At 65.0% G+C, this 22,413-nt stretch carries 21 protein-coding genes; 11 read left to right on the top strand and 10 right to left on the bottom strand.

The features are described from left to right. Positions 1–48 precede the first annotated feature (48 nt). The 3 genes from AABA86_RS07860 (at position 49) to AABA86_RS07870 (ending at position 2,079) form a co-directional block, all read left to right on the top strand. Positions 49–828 carry an NAD kinase gene (locus AABA86_RS07860; RefSeq protein WP_338306368.1) on the top strand — a complete coding sequence of 260 codons (780 nt, stop codon included), beginning with the start codon at positions 49–51 and terminating at the stop codon, positions 826–828. 98 nt (positions 829–926) lie between these two features. Next, positions 927–1,472, top strand: a complete 546-nt coding sequence (locus tag AABA86_RS07865; protein WP_279377020.1) for a response regulator — start codon at positions 927–929, stop codon at positions 1,470–1,472. Between the two features lie 28 nt (positions 1,473–1,500). Next, entirely contained in the window at positions 1,501–2,079 is a 579-nt protein-coding gene (locus AABA86_RS07870) for an Hpt domain-containing protein (RefSeq protein WP_338306369.1), read from the top strand. A 152-nt stretch (positions 2,080–2,231) separates the two neighbouring features. Here the strand turns inward: AABA86_RS07870 and AABA86_RS07875 are convergent, their stop codons facing one another. From AABA86_RS07875 to folE, 4 genes are all read right to left on the bottom strand, one after another. Next, on the bottom strand, positions 2,232–3,407 hold the full coding sequence (locus AABA86_RS07875) for a DUF2336 domain-containing protein (protein ID WP_338306370.1): 1,176 nt from the start codon (positions 3,405–3,407) through the stop codon (positions 2,232–2,234). A 288-nt stretch (positions 3,408–3,695) separates the two neighbouring features. After that, the gene (locus AABA86_RS07880; protein WP_338306371.1) at positions 3,696–4,757 is read right to left on the bottom strand and encodes a lytic transglycosylase domain-containing protein; all 1,062 of its coding nucleotides are present in this window, start codon (positions 4,755–4,757) and stop codon (positions 3,696–3,698) included. Between the two features lie 186 nt (positions 4,758–4,943). After that, positions 4,944–5,366 (bottom strand): phosphoribosyl-AMP cyclohydrolase, encoded by a 423-nt coding sequence (hisI, locus tag AABA86_RS07885; protein ID WP_338306372.1) that lies wholly within the window; start codon positions 5,364–5,366, stop codon positions 4,944–4,946. 27 nt (positions 5,367–5,393) lie between these two features. Further along, a complete protein-coding gene (gene folE, locus AABA86_RS07890) occupies positions 5,394–6,086 on the bottom strand; it encodes a GTP cyclohydrolase I FolE (RefSeq protein WP_212252022.1) in 693 nt (230 codons plus the stop codon). Between the two features lie 235 nt (positions 6,087–6,321). Here folE and AABA86_RS07895 point away from each other — a divergent pair, with 235 nt between their 5' ends. Beyond that, a complete protein-coding gene (locus AABA86_RS07895) occupies positions 6,322–6,789 on the top strand; it encodes an iron-sulfur cluster assembly scaffold protein (protein WP_212252024.1) in 468 nt (155 codons plus the stop codon). Between the two features lie 51 nt (positions 6,790–6,840). On the opposite strand, the gene AABA86_RS07900 is transcribed toward AABA86_RS07895, so the two are convergent. Next, positions 6,841–7,740, bottom strand: a complete 900-nt coding sequence (locus AABA86_RS07900) for a hypothetical protein (protein WP_212252026.1) — start codon at positions 7,738–7,740, stop codon at positions 6,841–6,843. Positions 7,741–7,982: 242 nt separating this feature from the next. Between AABA86_RS07900 and yidD the strand changes: the two genes are divergently transcribed. Together yidD and AABA86_RS07910 are read left to right on the top strand one after the other, a co-directional pair. After that, the gene (gene yidD / locus AABA86_RS07905) at positions 7,983–8,321 is read left to right on the top strand and encodes a membrane protein insertion efficiency factor YidD (protein WP_338306373.1); all 339 of its coding nucleotides are present in this window, start codon (positions 7,983–7,985) and stop codon (positions 8,319–8,321) included. Positions 8,322–8,412: 91 nt separating this feature from the next. Continuing rightward, the gene (locus AABA86_RS07910) at positions 8,413–8,622 is read left to right on the top strand and encodes a hypothetical protein (protein ID WP_212252030.1); all 210 of its coding nucleotides are present in this window, start codon (positions 8,413–8,415) and stop codon (positions 8,620–8,622) included. On the opposite strand, the gene AABA86_RS07915 is transcribed toward AABA86_RS07910, so the two are convergent. Together AABA86_RS07915 and AABA86_RS07920 are read right to left on the bottom strand one after the other, a co-directional pair. Then, on the bottom strand, positions 8,623–9,837 hold the full coding sequence (locus tag AABA86_RS07915; protein WP_338306374.1) for a hypothetical protein: 1,215 nt from the start codon (positions 9,835–9,837) through the stop codon (positions 8,623–8,625). It abuts the gene before it with no gap. Positions 9,838–9,839: 2 nt separating this feature from the next. Further along, complete coding sequence (locus AABA86_RS07920; RefSeq protein ID WP_338306375.1) at positions 9,840–11,207, bottom strand: APC family permease; 1,368 nt, start codon at positions 11,205–11,207, stop codon at positions 9,840–9,842. A gap of 351 nt (positions 11,208–11,558) precedes the next feature. Between AABA86_RS07920 and AABA86_RS07925 the strand changes: the two genes are divergently transcribed. Together AABA86_RS07925 and AABA86_RS07930 are read left to right on the top strand one after the other, a co-directional pair. Continuing rightward, complete coding sequence (locus tag AABA86_RS07925) at positions 11,559–12,863, top strand: alpha/beta hydrolase (RefSeq protein WP_338306376.1); 1,305 nt, start codon at positions 11,559–11,561, stop codon at positions 12,861–12,863. 169 nt (positions 12,864–13,032) lie between these two features. After that, complete coding sequence (locus tag AABA86_RS07930; protein WP_212252038.1) at positions 13,033–13,359, top strand: GrlR family regulatory protein; 327 nt, start codon at positions 13,033–13,035, stop codon at positions 13,357–13,359. Positions 13,360–13,371: 12 nt separating this feature from the next. Here the strand turns inward: AABA86_RS07930 and AABA86_RS07935 are convergent, their stop codons facing one another. Both AABA86_RS07935 and AABA86_RS07940 read right to left on the bottom strand, forming a co-directional pair. Then, on the bottom strand, positions 13,372–13,761 hold the full coding sequence (locus AABA86_RS07935) for a hypothetical protein (RefSeq protein ID WP_130369499.1): 390 nt from the start codon (positions 13,759–13,761) through the stop codon (positions 13,372–13,374). A 91-nt stretch (positions 13,762–13,852) separates the two neighbouring features. Then, positions 13,853–15,022, bottom strand: a complete 1,170-nt coding sequence (locus tag AABA86_RS07940; protein WP_338306377.1) for an MFS transporter — start codon at positions 15,020–15,022, stop codon at positions 13,853–13,855. Between the two features lie 184 nt (positions 15,023–15,206). Here AABA86_RS07940 and thrS point away from each other — a divergent pair, with 184 nt between their 5' ends. From thrS to AABA86_RS07955, 3 genes are all read left to right on the top strand, one after another. After that, positions 15,207–17,300 carry a threonine--tRNA ligase gene (gene thrS, locus AABA86_RS07945; protein ID WP_338306378.1) on the top strand — a complete coding sequence of 698 codons (2,094 nt, stop codon included), beginning with the start codon at positions 15,207–15,209 and terminating at the stop codon, positions 17,298–17,300. A 93-nt stretch (positions 17,301–17,393) separates the two neighbouring features. Further along, the gene (locus AABA86_RS07950; RefSeq protein ID WP_212252044.1) at positions 17,394–17,957 is read left to right on the top strand and encodes a nitroreductase family protein; all 564 of its coding nucleotides are present in this window, start codon (positions 17,394–17,396) and stop codon (positions 17,955–17,957) included. A gap of 63 nt (positions 17,958–18,020) precedes the next feature. Continuing rightward, positions 18,021–19,289: a serine hydrolase domain-containing protein gene (locus tag AABA86_RS07955; RefSeq protein ID WP_338306379.1), complete on the top strand. Its 1,269-nt coding sequence runs from the start codon at positions 18,021–18,023 to the stop codon at positions 19,287–19,289. Here the strand turns inward: AABA86_RS07955 and AABA86_RS07960 are convergent. Next, positions 19,275–21,737, bottom strand: coding sequence for a putative bifunctional diguanylate cyclase/phosphodiesterase (locus AABA86_RS07960; RefSeq protein ID WP_338306380.1), 2,463 nt, complete (start codon positions 21,735–21,737; stop codon positions 19,275–19,277). The two genes, AABA86_RS07955 and AABA86_RS07960, sit on opposite strands and share 15 nt — an antisense overlap. Positions 21,738–22,413: the final 676 nt, after the last annotated feature.

Below are 22,413 nucleotides of genomic sequence, written 5' to 3' on the forward strand. Positions count from 1 at the left end.
GACGAGCCCGGCGGAACTTCCTCCAGCCAGCGGCCTGCCCGACAAGCCATGACCAAGCCCCAGCGATACGACCGCATCGCCTTCGTCGCCAGCCCCAGCAGCGAGGCGCAGGCCGCCTTCAGCCAGCTCACCAGGGACTATGGCAATTGCGACCCCAAGGACGCCGACATCGTGGTCGCGCTCGGCGGCGACGGGCTGATGCTGCAGACGCTGCACCAGAACATGCACACGGGAAAGCCGATCTACGGCATGCATCGCGGCACCGTCGGCTTCCTGATGAACGAATACTCGACGCACGATCTGCGCGCGCGGCTCGAGACGGCGCATGAATCCGAGATCAATCCGCTCCTGATGCGCGCAACCGACGTCAACGATCGCGTCCATCTGCACCACGCCATCAACGAGGTTTACCTGTTCCGGCAGACCTCCCAGGCGGCGCGCCTGCGGATCCTGATCGACGAGCGCGAGCGCATGCCCGAGCTGATCGCCGACGGCATCATCGTGGCGACGCCGGCCGGCTCGACGGCCTACAATCTGTCGGCGCAGGGCCCGATCCTGCCGATCAACGCCGCCCTTCTGGCGCTGACCCCGATCAGCGCCTTCCGTCCACGCCGCTGGCGCGGCGCCCTGCTGCCCAACACCGCCTATGTCGTGATCGACGTGCTGGAGGACGACAAGCGCCCGGTCGCGGCCGTCGCCGACCATGAGGAGGTACGCAGGGTCCGGCGCGTCGAGATCTTGTCCGACAAGAGCATCTCGATGCGCATGCTGTTCGACCCCGGCCACAGCCTGGAAGAACGCATTTTGCGCGAGCAGTTCGGCTACTGAGCCCCTGCCTCCGCGCGCTGCGGGAGCCCGGTCGCAACCCTTCGTTAACCCTCGCCACGATATGGTTAACGAAGGTTGACCGCTCTGGCCCAGGCGTCATGTTCCGCATCGATTTCAACAAGCTGCGCTTCCTCGTCTGCGACGACAATCCGCACATGCGCCGCATCCTGCGCACGCTGCTGCATTCGTTCGGCGCGCGCGAGGTCTATGAAGCCGAGGACGGCGCCACCGCGCTGGAAATGTACAGCCACTACGTGCCCGATATCGTCATCACCGACTGGGCCATGCCGATCTTCGACGGGCTCGAGCTCGCGCAGATGATCCGGCAGCCGGAATCCAAGGGCAACCCTTACGCACCGATCATCATGCTGACCGGTCATTCGGAGAAGCGCCGCGTCACGGTGGCGCGCGATGCCGGCGTCACCGAATTCCTGGCCAAGCCGATCTCGGCCAAAGGGCTCTATCAGCGCATCCTCAACGTGGTCGCCAATCCCCGCCCCTTCATCAAGACCAAGACCTATTTCGGGCCGGACCGGCGCCGCAACATCAACTCTGCCTATATGGGCCCCGAGCGCCGCGTCGGCGAAAAGCACGAGGTGCTGCAGCAGCCCTCGCTGCTCGATAAGGCCCGCTCATCCATCTAGCGCAACGTCTTCAGACGAGGCAGGCATCATGGCGAAGAACAGCGCAAAGGACATCGAGGTCACGGCCTTCGCCACGCATCAAATCATCACGCAGCCCAACCCGCTGCGGAAAGTCCTGCGCCGGGTCGAAGACAAGGACATGGACGATCCGATCGGCCGCGCCGAGCAGGCGCTCGCCGGCCTGTCCGGCGAGTTCAAGGATTGGATGACGACCGAGGTCAACCGCCTGTCGGCCGCCTACGTCGCCATCCGCAATGACGGCTTCACCAAGGAGCGGCGCGACGAGCTGTTCCGCGCCGCGCACGACATCAAGGGCGACGCCGCGACCTTCGGCTATCCGGCCGCGGCCGGAATCGCCGAGAGCCTGTGCCGCGTCATCGAGCACGCGCCTGATCTGGAAAAGGTGCCGGCCGAACTGTTCACGCACCACATCAACGCCATCCTCGCCATCGTGCACGAGAATACCAAGCTCGACAGCATCAGCGTCTCCGCCGAGCTCAGCCGCCGCCTGCGCAAGGTCGCCGACGACTACCTCGCCCATGTCAATCGCGACCGCCCCGAGCATCTCGAAGTGATCCTGGCGCCGAGCATCGCGCCGGGGGAGTAAGGTCCGGCTCTATCACCACGATCAGAATCGTAGGGTGGGTTAGCGTAGCGTAACCCACCACTTCTCTGTTTGCGTGGAAAGCAAAGAGGTGGGTTACGCCTGCGAGCTGCGCTTCGCGCAGCCGCAAGGCTAACCCACCCTACGGCAGCTCGCTATGCGGCAATCAGATCGCCATACACCGGGTCGATCGCCTCGTCCGCGACGAGTTCGTCGCAGAACAGCCTTGCCTCCTCCCGCGCCGACTCGGTGGCGAAGCGGCGGAGCAGGACCATCAGCGGCTCGGTGACGCCGCGGTCGGTCTCGCAATGGGTGAGCACGCGCTCGACCATGCGACGGCGCAGCCGCACAGCGCCGTCGTCGCTGTCGACGAAGCCCTGCTCGTGGCAGGCATCGAGCGCGACCTGGAACGCCGCGAACGTCGGCTCGGGAAGCCCGGCGCGCCGGAGCAGCGCCTGCAGGCTGTTGCCGCCGCGGTCGTGCAGCAGCGCGGTGACGCGCGCCAGCGGCAGGTCGGCGAGCTCGGCCAGCGCCGCGTCGAACAGGTCGAGATTGCTCGACAACAGCGCGCGCAAGATGAGACCCGCCGTGAGCTGGCCGGTGATGCGCAGGTGCCGCACCAGGCCCTGCATGTCCTCGCCGCGCGAGCGCGATGCGATATTCATGGTGGAGCGGTCGCGCGCCTCGAGCGCGATGCGTTCGGCCCGGTCGGCGCTGAGCCAGTTCCGCGCCACGACGAACTGCGCCAGCGTCTCGGAGAGTTTCGCCACCAGCGCGGCGCGGGTTGCTGCCGGCAGATCGTCCAGCACCAGCATCGCCTCGCGGATCGCGGCGAGATGGCCGTGACGCTCGACGATGCGGTCCCAGGAGAACGGCGCAAGCTCGGCATGGGGATTTTCGATCAGCTCCAGCGCGGCCGCCGCGCAGCCGACTTCGGCGATGGCGGCGCAGACCGAGACCGGCAGCGCGATGCGGCGCGCGACCGCGCACTGCACCTCGTCATTGCCGGTCGCGACGATGTCGACGAGATCGGCGTCGATCAGCAGCGGGGAATGTTCGAGCACGGGCAGCGCGACGGTCGGCTGGTCCGCCGACAGCGCCCGCACGATCGATGCCGGCGCATCAAGGCTACGCGCAAAAGCCTCGGCCATCGCCTGCCGCACCAGCGGCGAGGGATCGTCGAGCTGCATCAGGAGCGCGCCTTCGGCGGCGATGCGGTCGTCTGTCGAAAGATCTGAGATCAGCCAGGCCCGGGCCAACGCCCGTGTGGCCTCGGCCCGCTCGCCGGCGGGCGCCGTCCTGATCCAATTGATGAACTGCCGAACAATCATGCTGCTTCCGGCTTACACAACAAACGAAAATGGTGACGGCTCGTCACCTGCAACACAAAATAAACCACGACGCTTAACAAAGCGTTCACCATAACTGGCTGGTTTTATTGATGATTTGTTAAGGGAACAAAGGTGCCTCGGCTCGCGTGCGCCGGACGCAGCGCAGCACGATGTGATGCGCTGCTGAACCGGGATCCATTTCCGACAGGAAGATTTGCTGCGGCATGGGTTCACGGCTCCGCGCAGCAGCGTTTCACGCTGCGGCGCGTCCGGGACGCGAGACCTCGATTAGCTCGAGAACGTGCCGCTGCGATCGCTGAACAGATCGAGCGGCTGCGGCGGACGCACATCTGGCGTCGCTGAGGCGACGGACGTCAGCGAGGCGTTGTTGCCCCACAATTTCTGCACCGTGGTCGAGACCGGCTGCGTGGCATCGCCGGGCTGATAGATCGAACGAAACACCGGCGTGGTCGGGGCACTGTCCGCGACCGTGGTCGGCGACGTCGCACTGACGGGCGTCACCGCGCGTGTGTTCGGGAAAGTCTGGAGATAGGCGGCGTTGTCGATGACGGGCGCGGTGGGCTGCACGCCGCTCGCGCTCGCAACCTCGGTGGTCGACGGCGTCCCGCCATACATCGCCATCGCGCTGCGGGTCGTTTTCGAATTGGCCGCGCTGGCATAGCGCGCGTCCAGCACCGAATAGACTTCGGAGACGCTGCGGGCGCGTCCGTCCCTGGCGTAGAAGATCGAACGGTTGGCGGATGCCGCATTGGGAAACAGCCGCGCGCCGACCGCTTGCGGATTGTCCTCAGCATTGGCGATCAGCTTTGCGGCGCCGCCGACGCCCATGAAATGCGCCATGTAGAGTTCGCTGTCGCTCGGCCTGCGCCCGAGCAGGCCCGTCAGCTTGAAGCTGTTCGACTGCGTCAGCGCCGCGGCCATGCTGGAAGCGGCCTCCGGATCGTCGCGGAGCTTCATGATCGACCGCTTCATCGCGGGATCGTCGACGGTGTAGCCGCCCGACGTGGTCCTGGAGATCGCGTTGGCATAATTGCCGTAGCCGAGCTGGGGGCCCGCCTCCTTCACCGTGCCGAGCCAGGTCTGGTCGATGAACTGGTAGAGTCCGTGCGCCGATGACGTGGTGGCTCCCGCGGTGGGATCGAAATCCGATTCCATCTTGGCGGTGGTCAGCATGTACTGGAAGCTGACGCCTGAAACATTCGAGGCCTGCTTGATCGCACCGGCGACGCGCGCCCGCGACGGATCGAGAACCGCCGTCTGCGTGGCACTGGAATTGTCGACCGACATGATGAAGTGCCCGCCCCACGCGGCGTTGAGCGGCGCCGGCAATTCGGACGCCCGATCGTCTCACCGTGGGACAGGTATGGTTAATGCGGGGTTAATTGGGCTCTCCCCGCCCGCCCCGCGTCATTCCGGGGCGCACCGCAGGTGCGAGCCCGGAATCCATTGAGCCGCGCGTGATGCCTTGCGATGGATTCCGGGCTCGCGCTGCGCGCACCCTGGAATGACAGCAGGTTACTTCTTGTAGACCGCGTTCGGATCAAACAGCCGCTCGGCATCGGCGAAGACCAGCTTCGCTCCCCCGCCCTCGGCCTCGACCTTGCGATAGAAGCAGGATCGCCGCCCCGTGTGGCAGGCCGCGCCGATCTGCTCGACACGGATCCAGACTGCGTCCTGATCGCAATCGGTGCGCATCTCGACCACGCGCTGGGTCTGACCCGAGGTCTCACCTTTTCGCCACAAGGCATTGCGCGAGCGGCTGAAGTACCAGGCCTCGCCGGTCGCGATCGTCTTGCGCAGCGCCTCGTCGTTCATGTGCGCGACCATGAGCACGTCACCGGTGGCGACGTCGGTCGCCACGCAGGTCACGAGCCCGCTCGCGTCGAAGCGCGGCTGGAAGGACAGGCCTTCCTCGATCTCATGGGAATGGGCGGACACGACGACCTCGCCGATCTATTCGCGAGGTCAGCGCTGCAGGCCTCGCACCAGGGACAGGAAACGGGCCTGCTCCGCCGGATTGTCGCGGAACATGCCGGTGAAGCGGCTGGTGAAGGTGGAGGCGCCATGCTTGGCGACGCCGCGCACCGACATGCAGGTATGCTCGGCCTCGATCAGCACCGCAACGCCGCGCGGCTTGAGGACCTCGTCGATCGCAGCGGCGATCTGCGCCGTCAGATGCTCCTGGGTCTGGAGCCTGCGGGCGAAGATGTCGGTAAGGCGCGCAAGCTTGGACAGGCCGACAACACGTTCCACCGGCGTATAGGCGATGTGCGCCTTGCCGTAGAACGGCATCATGTGATGCTCGCACTGAGAGGTGAATTCGATGTCGCGCACCAGGACGAAATCGTCATAGCCCGCGGTCTCGCCAAAGGTGCGGTCGAGCACCTCGGCCGGGCACTGGTGATAGCCCTGATAGAGCTCGTCAAAGGCTTCGACCACGCGGCGCGGCGTATCGAGCAGGCCCTCGCGCTCGGTATTCTCGCCGATATAGGCGAGCAGCGTCTTCACCGCCGCTTCCGCCTCGGCGCGGGCCGGGCGCGGCTGGTCGGCGCGGACGGCGGCCGCGAGGAATTCGGCAGGATCAAGCTCGGCCGGGCGGCTCTCGGGCTGCCGGTCGGAGACCTTGTTGGGGCGGATGGGTTTGATGGTAGCGTCCATATCGACTCCGTTCGACGGCCTTACGGCCGGAGTGTCACCGGCAGACGGGGCGGCATGCCGCCGGACGCCTGAAGAGAACAGTTGAACCTGGCGAAAAAGCCCTCACCTCTCACGTCGGCCGCACGGCCTATGGCCACCGCCGCTGGACTGTTTTTCCGCCAGTTCCGACCCTATATAGGACCGTGGACCGCGCCCGCCAAGGCCGATCCGATGCGGAAGTGCTGGACTCCATCACATGCTGAACGACATCTACAACAAGCGGATCATCGAATTGGCCGGGAATATTCCGCGCCTCGGACGGCTGTCGGACCCCGATGCCTCCGCCACCGCCCACTCCAAGCTGTGCGGCTCGACCGTGAAGGTCGACCTCAAGATGGAAGGCGACAGGATCACCGACTTCGCCCATGACGTGAAGGCCTGTGCGCTCGGACAAGCCTCCTCATCCATCATGGCAAGTCGCATCGTCGGCTCGACTGCGAGCGAACTCCGTGAGTTACGCGAAACTGTTCGCAAGATGCTGAAGGAGAACGGCGCGCCTCCTGAAGGCAAATGGGAGGAGATTAAGTTCCTCGAGCCGGTCCGCGACTACAAGGCGCGGCACGCTTCGACGCTCCTGACCTTCGATGCGGTGGTCGACGCCATTGGCCAGATCGAAGCCAAGGCAAAGACCGAGGCCAAGCAGCCGGCTGCGGCGCAGGGCTGAGGCCGGGTCCGCGCTAAGCGCGCGCCGGGTATGATTGCCAGGATCTGAGAGCTACTTCTGCGTCGTCGGAGCCGGCGCGGCCACGCCACCCGTCGGCACCAGTGCTTCCGCCGTCTTGGTCGACTTGGCAGGCTGCGACTGCTCCTGTTCCGCGCCAAATCTCGCCTGCGTCTTCGGCGCAAGCGCCGCCATCGCCGGCGCGGAGATGTCCACATGCGGCAGCACGTCGGCCACGAGGTCGGTGGTCACGAGATTGGTGAGCTTGAGTTCGCCGGAATCCAGCTCATGCAGGTCTTCCCAGGGCGGCACGCTGAGCGCCAGCGACAGCAGATCGCCGGCACCGCCCATGTCGAAGGTGTATTTGGCGAGACGACCGATGTCGCGTTCCACGATCATCAGGTCCTGCGCGCTGTAGCTCGCCGCCTTGGCATCGTCGGCGCGGTCACCCATCCAGATCTGGTGGACACGGACATGGGCAGCTTCCGGCACATAGCGCTTCTTGCCGGCCAGCAGCAGGAACACGCACATGGATTCGCAATAGGCCTCCGGCGCAACCGCCGGGCGGGCGGACTGCCCGCCGCGGAGACTCACGCCGACCGTGGTCAGAAGTCCGAGATTGCGGAAGCGCCGGCCGAGCGTGATCGCGTCGTTGACGGAACCGCCGCTGGAATCGAGCACCACGGTGGCGCCGCCGAGCTGGCGTCCGCGGGAAAACTCCTCGAAGTCCTTGGGTGTGTCTGCAGTAATGATGCCGACCGCGCTGACCCAGCCGCGGCAGTTCGGCTCGCAGGCGATCCAGTTGAACTTCATCGGCAGCTTGCGCTCTTCGAGAGCAGCACCAGCGCGGGCCGACGACCCGAATGTCGTGACGGCGCCAGCCAGCACGACTCCGCCCACGGCGGCTCCCACCAGCAACCAGCCGCGAAGGTTGAGCGACTTCAGGAGTTTCAAACTGATCCCTTCCCCAAGCCCCATTGGCGCGATTATCCCCGCTTCGCGCTCGATGAGTCCATCATACGGTCGTATGTTTCCACGAGAGTCGCAAAAATGGTATCCGGGGGAATACAGCTCGTCCATACGGATTTGCTGCACTGCTCCCAAAAAACATGCAAAATATGGCGCGGAAACAACAGCTTACAGTTCCATGCGCCGGAACCATGCAATACCGCGCCCACGATTGCAGCAAAGCGCACATGAAGCATCCAGCCTGCGAGCATTGTTCCAATTCCGTCGAGGGTGTGCTCCGGCTTCCGCGTCGATTCGGCCGTGCGCTGATCTGGCTCTACCGGCACACGCTATCGCCTCTGGTCGGCTACAATTGCCGGCATCTGCCGACCTGTTCCGTTTATGGCGATGAGGCGATCGAACGGTTCGGCCTCTGGGCCGGCGGCTGGATGACGCTCGCGCGCCTGCTGCGCTGCAATCCGTTCGGCACGTCGGGCATCGACAATGTGCCGCTCGGCGCGCCGCAAGGCGCGCGCTGGTATCTGCCATGGCGCTATGGCCGCTGGCGCGGCGTCAATGCTTCCTGAGATTGCTGCGATGCTCTGCCCATAAGTGGCTGAGCGGAACCTTCGAGTTTCTTCCCGCGTTGTTTTGATGCTCCCCCGGGAGGAAACAACAATGCGCTGGAAAATCAGCCCTCATCTTCACTTCAGGCTTGGGCCCAATCCCGGCTCCAGGCGTCACCACGACCCCCGAACCATGGATCTGCTCGCGATCGTCGCCTTGCTGGCGCTGGTGCTCGGCTCCGGCTGGTATCTGGCAACGAGCTTTGCGACGGCGCCGAGCACGACCGCGTTCATCGTGCCGAGCCAGAGCGTGCACTGGTAATCAGCGGAACCAGTAGAAGCGCCCGGGCGGCGGCGGGATCGGCTCGGGCGGTCGCAGCCGCTTCGGACGCGGCGGCTTCGGCGCCGGATCGGCCGACGAGGTGGCCTCCGCGCCCGGCGCCGTTTCGGTGCCCGGCACCCTCACCGCCAGCAGCAAATTGGACTCGTGCATCCGCCAGCGGTAGCCGACGCCGAAATCGATTGGCTGGGCCCGTGTGAACAACTCGGCGTAGCGCTCCTGATAGCGGCCGGGGAATTCGTCGATCGGCCCGAGATAGCGGCCGAACGGGAAGAACCGCCATTGCCGCGCGCCGTAGTTCGCAAGCGGAATCCCGGAATCGTCCTGGATGATGGTGGCGCTGTTGGCGAGCAGCCAGTCGCGAACGACGGTGAAGTTTCCGGAGTGCATGAGATAGGACGCACTCTTGAGCAGGCTGTTGCCGGGCCCGAGCGTCTCGCAGAATTTCAGGAACCCCGTGTTGCGCGCGCCGGAATTGGAAAGATCGGTCGAGAAATAATACAGCGTGCGCGTTTCCCCATCGCTGCCGGCGAAGGTGATGCGAACGCCGCGCGTCGCGTTACGCCCCGGATTGTCGTCGCCGACATGCAAGCCCCCCTTGTCGTCGAGCGCGATCATCTCGACGTTGCGGATGGTCTTGCCGGAGCGCGCGAGGAAGACATAGAGGATCGGCAAGGTGCCGTTGACCTGATTGGCGTGCAGGTCGACCTTCATCTGCTTGGTGATGAAGAAGGAAAAGCTCAGGATCGAACCGAGCGAGCGCTCGACATTATAGAGCGCGGCGCCGACCGAACCGCGCGGCAGCCGGGTCAAATCGGGCACCGTCCCGACCGGCTCCAGCGCGCCGAGCACGTAGGTGCTCGCCTTGGAATAGAAGGCGTTGGCGTAGAGGAAATCGGGGCCGCTGAACATGTAGAACATGGTCGGCCGGGGCGCGGCGAGGTTGACGTCGGCCCAATCGCGGATCTTGGAGAGCTGGCGCTGTTCGAGCTGGGCGAAGGCGCCGTCGAAGAACTTTGCATGGCGCTGCCAGCCCGGATCCTTCGTGAGCGGCACCAGCGGCGAGTCCGCCGAAGGCTGCATGCCCGCGAGGAAGCGCGCGGTGTCATCGAAGCTCACCTCGGCGGCGTGCGCGGACGAGACGGCCGCAGCCAGCAGGGCAAGAGCGACGGACGCAATTCTGAAGGGTCGAAACATGTCTATTCGCGATTGTGTGAATTGCCAGCGGCGACCGGCCGCCTGCGGAAAACAGCATAAATCAACAGGCCCGAGAGCATGACGAGCATCCCCGCGAGCGACTGCACCGGCCGCTCGGTCAACAGGTAGTACATCATGAACGCGGTCACGAGCAGGAAAACCAGGGGCGTGAACGGGTATCCCCAGGCGCGATAGGGCCGCGGCAAATCGGGATCGGTGATGCGCAACTTGATGACGCCGGCGACCGTGAAGAACGAGCAGAACAAGAGCGCGAACTGGATGAAGTCGAGCACCGCCTCGAAGCTGCGCGTGAACAGCAGCAGATTGGCGACGGCGAGCTGAAACAGGATGGCATAGGCCGGCGCGCCGCTTGCCGATCTCTTCGAGAACACGCGCAAGGCGGGAATGTCCTCCCCCATCGTCATCATCACGCGCGGGCCGATCCACATCATCGCAGAGATCGAGGAGATCAGGCCGACGCAGATCATCGCGCCGACGATCCGGCCGCCGAGACTGCCGAAGATCGCGCTGCCGGCAACGCTGGCAACATCGAGCTGGCCGGCGAGCGCACCTGCTGGCGTTGAGTAGAGGAACACCGCGTTCAGCGCGACATACAGCACGAGCACGATCAGCGTGCCCGCCAGCAGCGCGCGCGGCAGGCTCCGCTGCGGCGTGTTCATCTCGCCGATGATGTAGGTGGCGGCATTCCAGCCCGAGAACGAATACATCACGAAGACGAGCCCGATCGCGAACGGCGCGCTGACGATGTGGGCGAGATCGCCCGGCTGCGGCGTGAACGTGATCGGTTGCGGGGCAGCGATGACGAAGCCGGCGACCAGGAAGGCGACGATCAGCGCGACCTTGATGATCGTCGAGATCAGCTGGAAGGTCGAGGAGTGCCTGACACCGGTCAGTTGCACGAGCGAGACCAGCCACACCACGGCGATGGCGAGCGGGATCGGTGGCAGATCGGGCACGACCGATTTGGCGTATTCGCCAAACGCCATCGCGGCGAGCGCAACGGGCGCTGCGAAGCCCACCGTCGCCGAGACCCAGCCGGCGAGAAAGCCGAAGGCGGGATGATAGGCGCGACCGAGGAAATTGTACTCGCCGCTCGAGCGCGGAAACATCGCCCCGAGCTCGCTATAGGCGAACACCCCGCACAGCGCGACGATGCCGCCGACGGTCCACAGCAGCAGGATCGAGAAGCCGGACGGGATATCCTTGACCTGGAAGCCGAGGCTGGTGAAGACGCCGACCCCGATCATGTCGGCCACGACGATGGCGGTTGCGACCAGAACCGAGATCCCGGTCCCGCCTCCGGTCAGCCGGCCAGTCCAGGGCGCGGTTCCCGCATTTGATGCCGTCATCGGGGTCCTTAACCTCAGGCGTCGTGCCTCATGGGCGCATCGTGCAGGTTGGCCCAGTCAATTCAAGCAGGGTTAACAAGGGCTAAATGAGGCGACGGAAGCGGGTAATCGAGCACCGCTTATTCTGCTCCCAAGCGATAAAGCTGCGCCAGCCCCGGGAAAGCCCGCTCCCCTTCCCCACAATCAGGACACGATTGCATGGTCCTTTTGAGCGTTCCGGATGTGGGGAAGTTTCTCCGGACGCTTAACGTCGCCTAAACGCCGGTCGGCTCAATTGTCTAGAGATGCCGATGGACGTGACTTTGGGGTCATGGGTGGATGGTCGGGGCCGTTCCGAAACCGAGAGCTGACATGCGTGCCGACCGGACGTCGTCCGGTGCGCGCGGTCGTGCGCTCCGGGTCGGCCTGATCTCAGCTTTGGTGCCGCTGTCCCTGACACTGGTTCAATGCGGCAAGGCGCCGAATGCGGCGGCGCTCGCGGCGAACTCGCAAGGCGATGTCCAGGTCGTTGCCAAAACCAATTCGCAAATCTCCAATCAGCAAGTTGCGAGCGGCGACACGTTCGAGGATCGCTTCCCCGCTCCGCAATTCGGGGAGCGATTCCCCTCGGCGAGCGAGAGTTTTCTGCAGCGGCAGATGTCGGACTTCTCGCCAAAGCGCGCAGTGCAGCAGCCGCCGCCGGAGCAGGCACCCTACAAGGTCGCTTCGCTCGAGCCGCAGGTCCCCTACAAGCGTTCGCCCCGCGACGACCTGACGACGCTCGTCAGCATGAAGTCGTCGGCCTTCCCCTATTTCGGCAACACCCCCGCCTCCGACGCGCCGTTCCTCAACATTGTCAAGGGCGAGCGCCGCGGCCATCGCAGCTATTCCGGTCGCGTGTTCTGGCAGGACGAGACCTACAATGACAGCCGCGTGCTGATGCACGTGCCCGAGCATTTCGACGTCCGCAAGCCCGGCGTGATCGTGGTGTTCTTCCACGGCAATGGCGCAACGCTCGAACGCGACGTGCGTGATCGCCAGCTGGTCCCCAAGCAGATCACCGATTCCGGCGCCAATGCCGTGCTGCTTGCCCCGCAGATGGCGGTCGATGCCGCCGATTCCAGCGCCGGCAAGTTCTGGCAGCCGGGCGGCTTCAAGCGCTTCATGGCGGAATCGGCCGACCACCTCGCCCGCGTCACCGGCGATCCCAACGGCGCCCGCGCCTTCGCCAACATGCCGATCGTGATCGTCGGCTATAGCGGCGGCTTCCTGCCGACGGCCTGGAGCCTGGAGGTCGGTGGCATCAGCGACCGCGTCCGCGGCGTCGTGCTGCTCGACGCCGTCTATGGCGAAATGGACAAGTTCGCAGCCTGGATCGAGAGCCACCGTTCCGGCTTCTTCGTCAGCGCCTACACCCGCCACACCGCGCGGCGCGACCGCGAGCTGATGAGCATGCTCCGGCAGAAGGGCATCAGCGTCGCCGAGGACATGGATGGCCCCTTGCGTCCCGGCAGCGTGGTGTTCGTGGAGACCGGCGACGGCATCACCCATCGCGACTACGTCACCCGCGCCTGGACGCGGGATCCGCTCAAGGACGTGCTGGTGAAGATGTCGGCGACGCCGGCGCTGGCGCTGACCCGCGTGGCCGCCACCAGTTCCGCCGCGTCGAGCCGATAGTTTGGACATTGGTGCAGCCTGTATCCGGCTGCATTGCCTGCAATTCCCTCAGGCTCTGATCAAAATGTGATGTTGATGGCCGAGATCCCCGGGAGCCACCGGATTGCTTCCGCTGGCAGGGCTCATAGTTTGCGGTCGAGTTGCGTTCGGAATTGCGCGGGGACAGGCAGTGCGTCAGGGATTGTACAAGGTCGACTTCCACACCGTTCACGGAACGGGCTGCGGCGTCGTCTATGTGATGGATGGCAAGATGCGCGGGGGCAATTCCGCTTTCGCCTTCATCGGCACGTACACCGGCGAAGGCGACGGCATCAAGGTCAAGATCTCGACCCAGCGCTACAACGACGACCCGTCCTTCAAGGCGCTGTTCGGCCTCGACCGCATCACGCTGGCGCTCGCCGGCCGGGAGGACGGCGACACCGCGGAATTCGAAGGCAACGCGCTGCAGGCGCCAGGCGTTGCCTTCCGGGCTGTGCTGTGCCGGATCAGCGACTGAGCCTGGCGAGAATTAGGTCTTGGGCAGCTTCGGAATGCTCTCGGCGAAGCCGTTGAAGCAGGCCAGCCGCTCGTCTTCTTCCTTGAAGAATTTGCAGTCGGCGTAGCCCTTGGCCTTCGCCGGCTTCGGCTTTGGCGTCGGCGGAATGATGGCGTCGTAGCAATTGAGCCGGTCCTTGGTGCCGTCATCAAGCTCGAGGCAAGCCTGAAGGCGGGCCGCGATCGATTGCGGCTTGCCCTTTGGCGCCGCGGCCGGCTTGGCCGCCGCCTCCTTGGTCCCCGCCTTGGTCCCCTTGGGCTTGACCTGCACCAAGGGCTTGTCCCCGACCATCGGTGGCTTGTCGGCTTGCGCAAACGCGGAGGCTGAATAGAGCACCGCGGCAACCGCCAGAATCATCCTCATTTCAGTCAACTCTCTTTGGTCCCCATGACCGGCCTTCTAGCGCTCCAGCGCGCGGTTTGCCAAGCACCTTGCGTACACGAAAATGCGGGATTCAGGCCGTTGCGGCAGCAGGCCTGGGCCGGGTCAGGACCACCAGGATCAGCGCCAGCACGACGAAACCGACCGCGACGAAGCCGAGCGTATGCAGGAGTTCGTGGGCGAACAGCAGCCCGCCGATCGCGGAGCCGACCGCCTGGCCGACATAGAGGACGGACGTGTTGAGCGCGACGGTCGCCGATGCCAGTGGCGGCGCGGCCGCGACCAGCCGCACCTGCTGCATCGAATTGGTCGAGGCAAAGCCGAGGCCCCAGATCGCGACTCCGACCGCCATGAGAGCAAGCGTGCCGGCGCCGAGCGCCCAGCCCGTGATGCCCGCAAGCAGCAGGCAGGTGAACAGCAGCGAGGTCCGATACGGTCCCGAGGTGTCGACGATGCGGGTGGCGATGACGACGCCGAGGAAGCCGCAGACGCCGTAAAGCGCGAACACCATGCCGATCGCATCGGGACCGGCGCCGGTGAGCTTCTTGAGCAGCGGGCCCATGAAGGTGAACACCACGAACTGCCCCGACATCTGCAGCATGGTGATCGCAAGCAGCAGCAGGATCGTGCCGTTGCGGCCGACCTCGCGCCAGGTCTTCAAATCCACCGGCGCGCCCTTCAGGCCTGCCGGAAGCCGCAGCAGCAGCAACAGGAAGCTGATGCAACCGAGCACGCCGATCCCGCCATAGGCCGCGCGCCAGCCATAGCGGCTGGCGATGAAAGTGATCAGCGGAAGGCCGACGGCGGCAGCCAGCGACCAGCCAAGGAAGATATAGGCGATGGTGCTGCCCCGCCGCTCCACCGGCACGATCAACGCCGCCGTGCCGGCGGCCTGCGGCGTGTAGAGCGCACCGACCGCGAGCATCACGAGGCGGATGGCGAGGAGGCTGGTGTAATCGGACGCAAAGGCCGACGCGAGATTGCCCAAGGCAAGCACCGCCAACGTCGTCGTGAGCAGCGTCCGCCGTTCGATGCGGCTCGTCAGCCAGGCCGTCAGCGGCGAGCCGATGCACAGCGTGATCGCGCCGAAGGTGATGAGGAGCCCGGCCGCATGAATGCTGACGTCGAGCCCGCTCGCCAGCTCCGGCAGCATGCCCGCCGGGGCCAGCACCGAGCATCCGGTGACGAGATTGCCGAGCATCAAGGCGGTTGGCGCGAAACGCCTGGCGCGTGAATTTTCCATGCAAGTGCATGTAGAGCAGCCGCCGAGCCAGTTAAAGGGCCGGTGCGAAATAGTTCGCTCCCAACGCCGCTTTATGCGCCGACTTTCTTGGAATTGCCGGATTGCGCAGGCCGAATCGCCTGATATATCGCTCGTTCCCGCTTACCTGCGCTCGTTCGCAGGAGTGAGCCTCAGGAGAAAAGCAATGACCGACCAGCCCAAGGACCAATCCAAGGACCAATCCAAGGACCAGTCCAAGTCCGACCAGCCGAAGTCCGAATCCGGCTTCCAATATTCCCTCAGCAATCTGAAGCCCGTGACCCCCGCCGCCAAAGTTACCCTCACCTTCCCGGACGGCGCCCAGCGTCAATACGACCAGAGCATCACCGGCCTCGATATCGCCAAGGGCATCTCCCCGTCGCTGGCCAAGCGCACGGTCGCGATGGCGCTCGACGGCGTGGTCGCCGATCTCAACGATCCCATCGAGGCCGACGCCAAGCTCGAGCTGATCAGCCGCGACGATCCGCGCGCGCTCGAATTGATCCGCCACGACTGCGCGCACGTGCTCGCCGAAGCCGTGCAGACGCTGTGGCCGGGCACGCAAGTCACCATCGGTCCCGTGATCGAGAACGGCTTCTATTACGACTTCTTCCGCAACGAGCCGTTCACGCCGGAAGACTTTGCCGCGATCGAGAAGAAGATGCGCGAGATCATCGCGCGCGACAAACCTTTCACCAAGGAAGTCTGGGACCGCGAGAAGACCAAGCAGGTGTTCCGCGACAAGGGCGAGGCCTTCAAGGTCGAGCTGGTCGACGCCATTCCCGGCACCGAGCCGATCAAGATCTACTACCAGGGCGACTGGTTCGATCTGTGCCGCGGCCCGCACATGACTTCGACCGGCAAGGTCGGTAACGCCTTCAAGCTGATGAAGGTGGCCGGCGCCTATTGGCGCGGCGACAGCAACAATCCGATGCTGACGCGCATCTACGGCACGGCCTTCGCCAAGCAGGAGGACCTCGACGCTTACCTCAAGCAGATCGAGGAAGCCGAGAAGCGCGACCATCGCAAGCTCGGGCGTGAGCTCGACCTCTTCCACTTCCAGGAGGAAGGTCCGGGCGTCGTGTTCTGGCACCCGAAGGGCTGGACCATCTTCCAGCAGCTGATCGCCTATATGCGCCGGCGCCTGACCGGCGATTACAGCGAGGTCAACGCGCCGCAGATCCTCGACAAGGTGCTGTGGGAGACCTCGGGCCATTGGGGCTGGTATCGCGAGAACATGTTCGCGGCGCAGTCGGCCGGCGACGAGGCCGAGGACAAGCGCTGGTTTGCGCTCAAGCCGATGAACTGCCCGGGGCACGTGCAGATCTTCAAGCACGGCCTGAAGAGCTACCGCGACCTGCCCTTGCGCCTCGCCGAGTTCGGCGTGGTGCACCGCTATGAGCCCTCCGGCGCCATGCACGGCCTGATGCGCGTGCGCGGCTTCACCCAGGACGACGCGCACATCTTCTGCACCGAGGACCAGCTCGCCGAAGAGTGCCTGAAGATCAACGAGCTCATCCTGTCGACCTATGCCGATTTCGGCTTCACCGGCGATCTCACGGTGAAGCTGTCGACCCGGCCGGACAAGCGCGTCGGCACCGACGAGATGTGGGATCACGCCGAGCGCGTGATGGCGACGGTGCTGCGCGAGATCCAGTCGCAGAACAATCACATCAAGACCGAGATCAACCCGGGCGAAGGCGCCTTCTACGGGCCGAAGTTCGAATATGTGCTGCGCGACGCCATCGGCCGCGACTGGCAGTGCGGCACCACGCAGGTCGACTTCAACCTGCCGGAGCGGTTCGGCGCGTTCTACATCGACCATGACGGCGGCAAGAAACCGCCTGTGATGGTGCACCGCGCGATCTGCGGCTCGATGGAGCGCTATATCGGCATCCTGATCGAGCACTATGCCGGCAACTTCCCGCTCTGGCTGTCGCCGGTGCAGGCCGTGGTCACGACCATCACCTCGGAAGGCGACGAATACGCCAAGGTGGTGATGGAGCAGGCGCGGCGCGCCGGCCTTCGGGTCGAGATCGACCTGCGCAACGAAAAGATCAACTACAAGGTCCGCGAGCATTCGCTGGCCAAGATCCCGGCGCTGCTCGTGGTCGGCAAGAAGGAGGCCGAGACGCATTCGGTCTCGGTCCGCCGGCTCGGCAGCGACGGCCAGAAGGTGCTGACGACCGAGGAGGCGATCGCCGCCCTGGTCGACGAGGCGACCCCGCCGGACGTCAAGCGGGCGCGGGGCGCGGTCTGATTCCTGAAATCGATCTAAACTCGCTTCCGGTTGCGGGCGTGCATGCTTATCTCGGCATGGCACGCCCGCCGGCCAGTTGAAGAGGATATCGCAGTGCCCGACGCCATCGAACTCCTGAAGACCCGCCGCTCGGTCAAGCCGCGCGAGATGACCGGACCCGGCCCTTCGGCGGCCGAGCTCGAGACCATCCTCACCATCGGCGCCCGCGTGCCCGACCATGGCAAGCTGGCGCCCTGGCGTTTCATCATTTTCGAGGGCGATGCCCGCCAGCGCGCCGGCGAGGTGATCGCGAAGGTCTTTGCCCGCAAGAATCCCGGCGCGCCCGCCGCCGACGTCGAGATCGAGCGCAAGCGCCTGATGGATGCGCCGCTGGTGATCGGCATCGTCAGCTTCACGAGGCCGCATCCGAAGGTGCCGGCGTTCGAGCAGGAATTGTCGGCGGGAGCCAGCGCCATGAACATCGTCACGGCCGCAACCGCGCTCGGCTACGGCGCCTGCTGGCTGACCGGCTGGTTCTCGTTCGATCGCGACGTGCTCGATGGCCTCGGCCTCAAGCCTGACGAAAAGCTCGCCGGCTTCATCCATATCGGCACGCCGACCAAGCCGAGCGAAGATCGTCCGCGACCGTTCCTTTCGGAAATCGTGACGCGTTTTTAATCGAACGCTTGTTGACGCCTCCAGCGTCTTGCGGCTTTGATCCCGCCGAGGGAGGAAGCCGGGATGAAGCGTCGTGATTTTCTGGTCGGGGCTGCGCTGCTGGCCGGCACGATGGCGCGAAGCCGGGCTGCCGACATCCCCGCCCCGTCGCCGGACGGGCTCGACCGCATCACGGCGTATTTCAACGACGAGGTCGGAAGCGGCCGCCTGCCGGGCGCCGTGATCCTGGTGCAGCAGCACGGCAAGCCGGTCTACCAGAAGACCTTTGGCGTGCGCGACGTCAGGACGGGCCTTGCGATGACGCCCGATACGATCTTCGCGATCCACTCGATGACCAAGCCGATCACCTGCCTCGGCGCGATGATGCTGATCGACGAGGGCAAGCTTGCGCTCACTGACCCCGTGTCGAAATATGTTCCCCTGTTTGCCGACACCAAGGTCGGCCTCGAGGTCACCCTGCCCGACGGCAAGCTGGAGCTCGACCTTGTGCCGCCGGTCCGCCCCGTCAACATCGAGGATTTGCTGCGGCACACCTCGGGCATCAGCTACGATTATATCGGCGGCAAATGGGTCGAGCAGGCCTACAAGGCCGCCAACATCTTCGAAGGCCAATTCAACAACAGGGAATTCGCCGACCGCATCGCAAAACTGCCGCTGGCGCGGCAGCCGGGAACGCTGTGGCGCTACGGCCATTCCACCGACGTGCTGGGCAGCGTCATCGAGATCATCTCGGGCCAGACGCTGTACCAGTTCCTGAAACAGCGCATCTTCGATCCGCTCGGCATGAGCAGCACCAAATTCACGCTGGCGACCGAGGACGAGCTCGCGCGCATGGCGCGGCCGCTGCCGAACGATTTCATCCTGCTCGCCGCCGAGCGCGACCGCCTCGACCATCCCGAATGGCAATCGGGCGGCGGCGGCCTGCTCTCGACCATCACGGACTATCAGCGCTTCTCGCAGATGCTGCTCAATGGCGGCGAGTTCGAGGGCAAGCGTTACCTGAGCCCGGCCGCGTTCAAGGCGATGACGACCGATCATATCGGGCCAGGCTCCGGCGTCGGGCGCGACTATTTCTATTTTCCAGGCGACGGCTTCGGTTATGGCTATGGCCTTGCGGTGCGGACCGATCCGGGCAACGCCAAACCGCCGCCGCCGGGCTCGCTCGGCGAGTTGAAATGGGACTCAGGGAGCGGCACCTATTTCGGCGTCGATCCCAAGCTCGGCATGGTCTACCTCATGATGCAGCAGACCCAGAACGAGCGCAGCCGCATCACGCCCGCCTTCAAGGCGCTGGTCTACGACTGCTACCCCGAGGGGCTACGCCGCCCGTGAGGCGCGCTGACCGAAATCGGCGAGCAGCTTTGCGATCTCGGCCGCCGGCCGCGCCGCGCTGAACAGAAAGCCCTGCACCTCGTTGCAGCCTTCGGCGCGCAGCCAGTCGAGCTGATCCTCGGTCTCGACGCCCTCCGCAGTCGTGGTGATGTTGAGGCTGCGGCCGAGCCCGGAGATCGCGCGCACGATCGCGCTGCAATCGGGCCGCTGCGCCAGATCCTTGACGAAGGAGCGGTCGATCTTGATCTTGTCGAAGGGAAAGCTCCTGAGGTAGCTGAGGCTGGAATAGCCGGTGCCGAAATCGTCCATGGAGATGCCGACGCCGAGCTCGCGCAATTGATGCAGAATCGCGAGATTGGCATCGGTCTCGGCCAGGAAGATCGACTCGGTGATCTCGAGCTCGAGCCGTCGCGGCGACAGGCCGGATTGCGCCAGCGCCGAGATCACGATTTGAACCAGGTTGCGGCTGCGGAACTGCACCGGCGACAGATTCACCGCGACCTTGACGTCAGACGGCCATTTCACCGCTTCGCGACAGGCTTCGCGCAGCACCCACTCCCCGAGCTGGGTGATGAGGCCGATGTCCTCGGCAACCGGGATGAACTCAGCCGGCGAGATCATGCCCTTGTCCGGATGACGCCAGCGCAGCAGCGACTCGAAGCCGGAGATGCGATCGGAGGCGATCGACACCAGCGGCTGATAGTGCAGCTCGAACTCGCCATTGGCGAACGCACGGCGCAGATCGAGCTCCATGTCGCGGCGCTTCTGCGCCTGCAGGTCCATCTCGCGCTCGAAGAAATGGTGCACGCCGCCGCCGTCGGACTTCGCCCGGTACAGCGCCATGTCGGCATTGCGCATCAACTCCTCCGGCGTCGTGCCGTCGCCCGGCGACAGCGCGATGCCGATGCTGGCGCCGATCACCATCTCCTGACCGTCGAGGTCATAGGGCGCCTTCAGCATGTCGATCAGCAGGCCAGCGCAGGCGCTGGCCTCGTTCGGCGAGACGTCGGCCGCGAGGATCACCGCGAATTCGTCGCCGCCGAGCCGGGCCGCCAGATTGGGGCCGCGGACAGCAAGGGTCAGGCGTTCAGCGACTTCCTTGAGCAGGCGGTCGCCCGCGGGGTGCCCGAAGGAATCGTTGATGTTCTTGAACAGGTCGAGATCGATATAGAGCACGCCGACCCGTTTTCCGGCCGCCTGCTCGAGCGCCTGCTTCAGGCGCTCCTGGAAATATTCGCGGTTCGGCAGGTCGGTGAGTCCGTCATGGTGGGCCATGTGCGCGATGCGCGCCTCGGCCTTGCGCCGTTCGGTGATGTCGACCACCGCGACCAGATAGCCGTCGCGATCGTCGAAGGCGACGCGGCGGCCGAAGGTGAGCACTTCGATCTCGCTGCCGTCGGCGCGCAGATGCCGCCAGTTGCGCGAGGAATGGTAGGCATCGCCGACGCGCTCCAGCGCCTCGGCGTGGCTGTCCCACTCGTCCTCCGGCCAGATCTCGTGCAGCTTCATGCGCAGGAAGGTGGCGCGGCTGTAGCCGTAATGCTGGACCGCGGCGTCGTTGACGCCGAGGAACTCCTTGGTCTCAGCGTCGAACACCCACATCGGCATCGGGTTGTTGTCGAACAGCAGGCGGAACGAGGCGTCGCGCCGCTTCAATGCGGTGACATCGGAGATCGTCAGCGAGACCACGTCGGCGAAGGCCGTGGCGCTGAGGCGGAGGTGGCGACCCTCGCTCTCGATCTCGAGCTGCTCGCCGCGGCCGCCCGCGACGGCCTTGAGCAGAAAGCCCATGATCTCGGGCGAGGCCAGCAGCGTGTTGCCCTCGCCGATCCGCCGCCACAACAGACCTCCGCTCGCGACCTTCAGCAGCGCGCTTGCGCTGTTGTTGTGGTGCACGACCTGGAGATCGGACGGCTTGCCGCCGGCGTCGCGCAACGTCGCCAGCGAGATCACCGCATCGTCGGTCGAGGCGAAGATCGCGTCCAGCAGATTGTACTGCGTGCCGCGCTCGTTGATGTAAGCGCCGACCAGCGTGGCGCCCCAGCGCGAGGCCGTCGGCAGCGCCAGCACATCGTAGGTCCGGACCATGCCGTCGCGCACGCAATGCGCGCTGGCATGGTAAGGCCGTCCATTGGCAAGCGCGCTCGTCGCCGCTTCCGACAGCGCGGTCGCGCAATCCGGCGACAATTCGGCGACGGGGATATCCCAGCGCTCTTCGCCGAGCCATTTCTGCACGTAGCGCCCGCTGCGCGACAGCTCGAGCGTGCCGTCGTTTCTCAACAGCGCGATGTGATCGGCGAGCCGTCCGAGACTGCCGAGCATCACGTCCTCATAGCGCGGCAGCCGATCGCCCGGCTTCAACGCTGCACGCCATTTGCGCTGAAGCACCGGGATGTCATCGAACATTTCGGCGGCCGGTTTTCCCGACACTTTCTTCGCGGCATTCATGGCAGTCCCCAACGCACTTTCCCGGCGCATCCAATGCAGGTGCGCTTAACGACGTGTAAAAGGGCCGCAGGCGCGGGTTCCATTCGGCGATTATGACAGTTTTAAATCAGGTGTTGGTTAGTGGGCGTTAGAGACTATGACGGTCGTGCGAAGGCGATACTCTCGTGTCCCGGACGCGCTGCAGCGTTCTTACGCTGCTGCGCAGAGCCGGGACCCAGCAGGCCGCGGCACTCGCTGATGCATGGGCCCCGGCTCTGCAGCGCATCACTCCGTGCTGCGCAGCGTCCGGGGCACGAGAGCGTTGATAAATGACTGACATGGGATCGCATCCTCGCAGCGCATTTCGCCCGAGCTTTGCTTGATCGCTTCACCCTCTTCTTGAAAGAGGGCGCAGGGAAGACCGGGCGCCGGCTGGCACCCGCGGTCCACTGTGCGAATCCTGCGTAACAAGAAGCTGCACAGCGGCATACAGGTGTAGCCAGGACATCCCGGCCTTCCCTGCGCAGTGGCTTTACGGCTTATGTCGTGCTCTCCCCGGGGAGCGTTGCACTATTGCCCCCGTCGCCTTGCGGATGGCTGACGAGCGCGTCCGGTTGGACGATACCCATCACCACAAGACTTGACGCACAGACCCCGGGCGTCAGGACCACACGATTTTGCCGTACGCCGATCACAC

The sequence above is a fragment of the Bradyrhizobium sp. TM233 genome, assembly GCF_036247965.1.
Lineage (GTDB): Bacteria > Pseudomonadota > Alphaproteobacteria > Rhizobiales > Xanthobacteraceae > Bradyrhizobium > Bradyrhizobium ottawaense.